Annotated in this window: 5 protein-coding genes; 3 read left to right on the top strand and 2 right to left on the bottom strand. The window is 70.8% G+C overall.

All coding sequences use genetic code 11. The annotated features are described in order from the left end of the window. Nucleotides 1–68 precede the first annotated feature (68 nt). From uvrB to RR3_RS23855, 3 genes are all read left to right on the top strand, one after another. A complete protein-coding gene (gene uvrB, locus RR3_RS23865) occupies nt 69–2222 on the top strand; it encodes an excinuclease ABC subunit UvrB (protein ID WP_010595331.1) in 2154 nt (717 codons plus the stop codon). Between the two features lie 10 nt (nt 2223–2232). Beyond that, the gene (locus RR3_RS23860) at nt 2233–3105 is read left to right on the top strand and encodes an SCO6745 family protein (protein ID WP_026137899.1); all 873 of its coding nucleotides are present in this window, start codon (nt 2233–2235) and stop codon (nt 3103–3105) included. Nucleotides 3106–3273: 168 nt separating this feature from the next. Then, nucleotides 3274–3726 (top strand): universal stress protein, encoded by a 453-nt coding sequence (locus tag RR3_RS23855; protein ID WP_010595333.1) that lies wholly within the window; start codon nt 3274–3276, stop codon nt 3724–3726. A gap of 9 nt (nt 3727–3735) precedes the next feature. Here RR3_RS23855 and RR3_RS23850 read toward each other — a convergent pair whose 3' ends face one another. Together RR3_RS23850 and RR3_RS23845 are read right to left on the bottom strand one after the other, a co-directional pair. Beyond that, complete coding sequence (locus tag RR3_RS23850; protein ID WP_017681317.1) at nt 3736–4017, bottom strand: DUF732 domain-containing protein; 282 nt, start codon at nt 4015–4017, stop codon at nt 3736–3738. A 316-nt stretch (nt 4018–4333) separates the two neighbouring features. Beyond that, nucleotides 4334–6339: HelD family protein (locus RR3_RS23845; protein ID WP_072786583.1), on the bottom strand; the 2006-nt coding region annotated here is incomplete at its 5' end.

The raw sequence follows: 6339 nt of genomic DNA, 5'->3' as shown, positions 1-6339 counted from the left end.
GCGGCGGCCACGCACCGGGTCCCCGCCGCCGATCGGCATTGTCGGTGCCGCCGCCTACCCTGGTTCCCATGGCGTTCGCAAGCGAGCATCCCGTTGTCGCCCACTCCGAGTTCCGCCCGGTGGGGGAGATCGAACGAACCGAGGGCCGGTTCGAGGTGGTCAGCGACCACCAACCCGCCGGGGACCAGCCGGCCGCGATCGACGAACTCACGCGCCGCCTGCAGGCGGGGGAGAAGGACGTGGTGCTGCTCGGCGCCACCGGCACCGGCAAGTCGGCCACCACCGCGTGGCTGATCGAGCGGGTGCAGCGCCCCACCCTGGTGATGGCCCCGAACAAGACCCTCGCCGCCCAGCTCGCCAATGAGCTACGGGAGATGTTGCCGCACAACGCCGTCGAGTACTTCGTCTCGTACTACGACTACTACCAGCCCGAGGCGTACATCGCGCAGACCGACACCTACATCGAGAAGGACTCCTCGATAAACGACGACGTGGAACGGCTGCGGCACTCGGCGACCTCGGCGCTGCTCTCCCGCCGTGACGTCGTGGTGGTCGCGTCGGTGTCGTGCATCTACGGCCTGGGCACGCCGCAGTCGTACCTGGACCGCTCGATCGCACTCGAGGTCGGGGTGGAGGTGCCCCGGGACGCCCTGCTGCGCCTGCTGGTGGACGTGCAGTACACCCGCAACGACATGGCGTTCACCCGCGGCTCGTTCCGAGTCAAGGGCGACACCGTCGACATCATCCCCGCCTACGAGGAGCTCGCCGTGCGCATCGAGTTCTTCGGCGACGAGATCGATGCCCTCTACTACCTGCATCCCCTGACGGGGGACGTGGTGCGCAAGGTGGACTCGCTGCGGATCTTCCCGGCCACCCACTACGTCGCGGGACCGGAACGGATGGAACGGGCCGTGACGGGCATCGAGGCCGAACTCGAGGACCGGCTCGCCGACCTCGAGAACCGCGGCAAACTGCTCGAGGCGCAGCGCTTGCGCATGCGCACCCAGTACGACCTGGAGATGATCCGGCAGGTCGGGTTCTGCTCCGGCATCGAGAACTACTCGAGGCATATCGACGGCCGGCCGGCCGGTTCCGCGCCGGCGACCTTGATCGACTACTTCCCGGAGGACTTCCTGCTGGTCATCGACGAGTCCCACGTCACCGTCCCGCAGATCGGCGCCATGTACGAAGGGGACATGTCGCGCAAGCGCAACCTGGTCGAGTTCGGGTTCCGGCTACCCTCGGCCGTCGACAACCGCCCGTTGACCTGGGAGGAGTTCGCCGCACGCATCGGCCAGACCGTGTACCTCTCGGCCACCCCCGGTCCCTACGAACTCGGGCAGGCCGGCGGTGAATTCGTCGAACAGGTCATCCGCCCGACCGGGCTGGTGGACCCGAAGGTCGTGGTCAAGCCCACCAAGGGCCAGATCGACGACCTGGTGCACGAGATCCGCGAACGCGCCGAGCGAGACGAGCGGGTGCTCGTGACCACCCTGACCAAGAAGATGTCCGAGGATCTCACCGACTACCTGCTCGAGCTCGGCATCAGGGTGCGCTACCTGCACTCGGACATCGACACCCTCCGGCGGGTCGAGCTGCTCCGGCAGCTGCGGCTCGGCGAGTACGACGTCCTCGTCGGTATCAACCTCCTCCGCGAGGGCCTCGACCTGCCGGAGGTCTCGCTCGTGGCGATACTCGACGCCGACAAGGAAGGGTTCCTGCGGTCGACGACCAGCCTCATCCAGACCATCGGCCGCGCGGCGCGCAACGTCTCCGGCGAGGTCCACATGTACGCCGACAAGGTCACCGACTCGATGGCGCGCGCCATCGAGGAGACCGAGCGTCGCCGCGAGAAGCAGATCGCCTACAACCTCGAGCACGGCATCGACCCGCAGCCGCTGCGCAAGAAGATCGCCGACATCCTCGACCAGGTCTACGAGGAGGCCGACGACACCGTGGAGGTCGGCGGCTCGGGCCGCAACGCCTCCCGCGGCCGCCGCGCGCCGGGGGAATCCGGTCGGGCCGTGAGCGCCGGCGTCTACGAGGGCCGCGACGTGAAGTCCATGCCCCGCGCCGAACTGGCCGACCTGGTGCAGGAACTGACCGACCAGATGATGAACGCCGCCCGCGAGCTGCAGTTCGAGCTGGCCGGAAGGTTGCGCGACGAGATCGCCGACCTGAAGAAGGAACTGCGCGGGATGGATGCCGCGGGTCTCGCGTAGCGTCTGCGGCATGGACCCACAGTCTGCCGGCCGCACCGCCCGTGCCCTCGAACTGATCCACTCCGTCGGGTACTTCGCCCCCGAGGTCGACGTCGCCCTCGGCGACACCGGCCTCGAAGGCGGCCGGATGCGGTACTTCGCGGCGCGTTCCGCCGCGCTCGGGGCCGTCGGCGCCGGCGTCGTGACCGCCACCTTCTACAACTTCAGTCCCCGCCTGGTCGCGTCCGCGATCCCGCGCGCCTGGCAGCTGGCCACTCCCGACGCCGTCGTCGCCGCCCGGTTGCGCGGCATCGACGAGGCACTGGCCCGGATCCTCGGTGCCGAGGTGCTCGACTCCCCGGAGATGCACGAGGCGGCGGAACTCGCGGCGAGCGCCGCCCGGGCCGTCCCCGGGCCGGAGGGCCGGCCGCTGTACGCCGGGCATGCCGACCTGCCGTGGCCGGACGCCCCGCACCTGGTTCTGTGGCACGCGCTGACCCTGCTGCGCGAGTACCGCGGTGACGGGCACGTCGCCGCCTTGCAGACCGCCGGACTCACCGGCATCGAAGCCCTCGTCACCCACACCGCCGCAGGTATCGGGTTCAGCGAGGACTTCGCCCGCGCGCGCCGCGGTTGGAGCGCGGAGGAGTGGACTGCCGCGGCGACGGCGCTGCGTGCCCGCGGACTGCTCGACCGCGCCGGTGAGCTCACCGACGAGGGTTTCGAGGTCCGCGAACTCGTCGAGGACCTGACCGACGACCTCGCGGCGGCGCCGTGGGCGGCGCTGGGCGAGAGCAAGGCCGATCGACTGATCGAGCTCGCGCTGCCGTGGCGGGACGCCCTCGTGGAGTCCGGCGTGTTCCCCGCGCAGATGTTCGGCCCGCGTTACGGTGACGCACGGTAACGTCAACGGCGGTCAGTGGCGTCGAGCGCACGCCGGCAGGTCTGTGGGATCCACCCCAAAGGCTGCCGGACCCGTCCGATCGGCCGTTACTGTCTACGCAGCAGTCGGAGGGGGGACGCATCGACGGTCGCCCGCCGGCCAGACCCGACCAACTTCATGGAGGATTGCATGAGCGCCTACCGGACCGTAGTCGTCGGCACCGACGGTTCCGAGTCGTCGTACCGGGCCGTCGAGAAGGCGGCAGCTCTCGCCGGTGACGCCGAGGCCCGCCTCGTCATCGCGTGCGCCTACTACCCGGTGGATCCGAAGGACAGCGCCCGCGCCGCCGACGTGCTCGGGGACGACGCCTACCAGGTGACCGGATCGGCGCCCACGTACGACATCCTGCGCACCGCCCGGGAGAAGGCACACGCGGCCGGCGCCCAGAACGTTCTGGAACGGGCCGTCGTCGGGGCGCCCGTCGACTCGCTCCTCGAACTGGTCGCGGAAGTGGAAGCGGACCTGCTCGTGGTGGGCAACCGGGGCCTGAACACCCTCACCGGCCGGTTGCTCGGGTCCGTCCCGTCCGACCTCGCCCGCAAGTCCACCTCGGACGTGCTCATCGTGCACACCGTGCGCTGACCCCCGGGGTCAGCAGTACGTCTCGCGGGCGGCACCCACGTAGAACCGGGCGGCATCGTCGCCCTGCAACGCCGCCCGCGAGACGGACGCCGCGAAGGCCGCGACCGGCCGGACCGAACCGAGGACCTGGTCTTCCGGCAGTCCGGCAGCCAGCTGTGCACACGTCCCGCGGACCAGCGCCACGAGCGTCTCGTCGGGCACGCCGGCGGCCAGCCCCACCTCGGCCAGGGCCTGTTTGAACCGCAGGGCCGGCCCGTCCAGCGCCGCTGCCTCGACCGGAGCGGCCGCCATCGGGACCGTCACCGGGACGGAGGGACCGGAGTCGTCGGACGCCGAGGTCCCCGCGCATCCCACCGCCGCGGCGAGGAGCCCGGACCCTGCCAGGAGCCGTGTCCAGTGCCTCCGTGTCCGATCCCTCCGTGTCCGATCCCTCCGTGTCCGATCCCTCCGTGTCCGATCCCTCCGTGTCCGATCCCTTCGTGTCTGGTCCCTTCGAGGCCACGCCTTCCTCACCGCCCCGCCTCCCGTTCCGACCGGCCGCACGTTCGCCCGCAACATACCGCCTGCCGGGACGGGGCGGACGTCGACACGGCACATCGACGACCCCTCACGACCGGGCCGGCGTCGCCAGTGCCGTCAGCGACTCGGGCAGCTCCCCGGTGTGCAGCACTCCGAGCCGCTGGGTGGCGCGGGTGAGCGCCACGTACAGGTCGTTGAGCCCGCGAGGCGACTCCGCCACGATGGCGGCCGGCTCCACCAGCAGCACCGAGTCGAACTCCAGGCCCTTGACCTCCCTCACCGTGGACACCCGCACCGAATCCGACCGCAGGTGATCCCATTGCGCCGCCAGCTCGTGCGGCGCGATCACCGCGGTCAGACCCGGCCCGTCGTCGTCCGCGAGGGCGCTGCACACGGCCTCGAGCAGGTCGTCCTCGACGACGTGCCGGGCCCACGGCGCGAATCCCGACTCGCGCACCGAGCGGGGCGGCACCTGATGCGGGTCGATCTCGGCGAGCACCGCGTGGGCGATCTCCATGATCTCCGCGGGCGTGCGGTAGTTGACGGTCAGCTCGGCCTTCTTCCACCGATTGGCCACGTACGGCTCGAGGATCCGCTGCCAGGACGAGCACCCGGCCGGATCTCCGGTCTGGGCGGTGTCCCCGACCAGGGTCATCCAGCGGTTCGGAATGCGCCGCATCAGCATCCGCCAGGCCATCGCGGACAACTCCTGCGCCTCGTCGACGATCACGTGCCCGTACGTCCAGGTGCGGTCCCCGGCGGCGCGCTCGGCCGTGGTCTCGTGGCTCGACCGGCCCTGCCGCTGCGCGAGCTGGTCGGCGTCGATCAGGTCGTACGCCATCAGGATCTCCGGGTCCAGGTCGTCCTCGAGATCCTGCGGCGCCGACCCGGTCAGGATGTCCAGGGCGCCCTGCGCGTCGGCGATCTGCCTGCGCCACTGCCGCGCGGCCCGCTCGCGTTCGGCGGCATCGTCGACCCCGAGCAGTTCGGCGAGTTCGTCGAGCAGGGGTGCGTCCGCGGCGCTGAACACGCGCGTCGCGGTCGGGCGCAGCAGCAGCTCGCGCTGGTTCTCGTCGAGTTCCGGTGCCGCCGACGCGAGCCGTTCCCGCGAGGCGAACAGCTCGGCGAGCACCTGTTGCGGGCTCAGCTGCGGCCACAGCGAGTCGATCGCCGCCACGATGTCCCGGTCCGACCGCATCTCGGTACGGATGTCGTCGATGTCCTCGCGGCTCAACAGATTCGCCCCGCCGACCGGATCGGCACCGATGATCGACGCGAGCTGGTCGGCGAGGGCGTCCACCACCGCGGCGACGAAGATCGGACGGGCCAGGTTGTGCGGCCGCCGCGACGACCGGGCCCGTCCGCGGGCCCGGGTGACCGTCTTCCGGTCGAGCGTCAGCCGGTAGGTGTCGAAGACGAGGGGGATCGGCGTCGCCGGAACCTCCTGACGATCCCGCACCGCCTTCTTCAGCACCTCGACCATGTCGAGGGAGCCCTTGACGGTGCCCGCCTCGAGCGAGTCCTCCACGGTCGCACGCACCCCGGGGTACAGGTCACCGATCGTCGACAGCAGCACGCCGGTCTCACCGAGGGAGGGCAGCACCTGCCCGATGTAGTCCAGGAATGTCGAGTTCGGTCCGACGATGAGCACACCGCTCTTCGCGAGCTGCCGACGGTAGGTGTACAGCAGAAACGCCGCCCGGTGCAGGGCGACGGCGGTCTTCCCGGTGCCGGGACCCCCCTGCACGACGAGCACGCTCTTGTGCTCGGACCGGATGATCGCATCCTGCTCGGCCTGGATCGTCGCGACGATGTCCTGCATCTGCCCCGTGCGCGCGGCGTTCAGCGCGGCCAGCAGTGCCGACTCGCCGGCGACACCGCCCGCCGAGACGGTCGCGTCGTGCGCCTGGGCCGCGTCGAGATCGAGGTACTCGTCGTTGAGGGCGGTGATCGCCCGGCGGCGTGACCGGATGTGCCGGCGCCGTGTCACTCCCTCCGGCGCCGCCGGCGTCGCCAGGTAGAACGGCCGCGCCAACGGCGCCCGCCAGTCCAGCAGCAGCGGCTCGTAGTCGTTCGTCTCGTCGAGGATGCCGA

Source organism: Rhodococcus ruber NBRC 15591, assembly GCF_001894945.1.
Classification (GTDB): domain Bacteria; phylum Actinomycetota; class Actinomycetes; order Mycobacteriales; family Mycobacteriaceae; genus Rhodococcus; species Rhodococcus ruber.
This window is presented reverse-complemented; position numbering and strand designations above follow the sequence as displayed.